This window comes from Acetobacter senegalensis, assembly GCF_001580995.1.
Lineage (GTDB): Bacteria > Pseudomonadota > Alphaproteobacteria > Acetobacterales > Acetobacteraceae > Acetobacter > Acetobacter senegalensis.
Genome location: NZ_LHZU01000023.1, coordinates 1 through 1007 on the forward strand (window position 1 = coordinate 1; position 1007 = coordinate 1007).

The following is a 1007-nucleotide window of genomic DNA, read 5'->3' on the forward strand; positions in this document are numbered from 1 at the left end:
TGTTTTCTTGCTGGTAGCATGATTCGTACACCGGATGGTGATGTGGCTGTTGAAGATATTCAGATTGGTGATGAAGTTATTGCCTTTGACTGGAGAAATAACAAGAACATTACACGCCCTGTTGTCTGGGTTGGTAAAACTCGCGCGGCAGTGCGGCCTGAACTGTCTGACGATGAGGCAGGCTGGCCCGTTCGTATTCTGAAAGGTGCCATCGCCGATGGCGTTCCCTACAAGGATATGCTGATCACGGCCGAACATTGCCTATTCTTCAAAGACAGCTTTGTGCCCGTCCGTATGCTGGTCAATGGCGTGTCGATTTTATACGACAAGTCCATCACATCCTATGACTACTACCATGTCGAAACGGAACAGCATTCTGTTATCATGGCTGATGGCATGCTGACCGAAAGCTATCTGGATACAGGCAACCGGTCTTCTTTCCGGCAGGAAGGCAAGATTGTGACCCTGCGTGGCGCAGTCAAAAGCTGGGAGGGCGATGCAGGTGCGCCGTTGAATGTGGCGCGTTCGTTTGTCGAACCTCTTTACCGTGCTCTTGAATGGCGCGAAAACAGCGCTTCTTGCAGTCATTCCTCGGCAGCACAGCCGGAACTGACCACTGATCCTGACCTTCATCTGGTGACAGAAACAGGAGCCATCATTCGTCCGATGCGTCAGAGCGCGCAGAACTACAATTTCATGCTGCCACCGGAAACAAAGTCAGTCCGCATTGTTTCTCGTGCCAGCCGTCCCTCTGATGTAATCGGACCGTTTGTGGATGATCGCCGCTTTATGGGTGTTGCGGTTGGCGAGATCAATCTCCAGTGCGCCAAACAGCATCATGCCATCACGTCTCATCTCCAGACTGAAAAGCCTGCTGGCTGGCAGGCTGATATGGGATGGGACGGCGTAGCCTGGACGACTGGTAACGCAGAACTTCCATTGGGTGATTATCTATCCAATGGCAAAATGGGCATTCTGTCTCTCACTGTGCGTGCTGCTGGTCCTTA

At 52.0% G+C, this 1007-nt stretch carries 1 protein-coding gene; it reads left to right on the plus strand.

The features are described from left to right. Positions 1 to 1007: Hint domain-containing protein (locus tag AD948_RS00140; RefSeq protein ID WP_169797359.1), on the plus strand; the 1007-nt coding region annotated here is incomplete at both ends.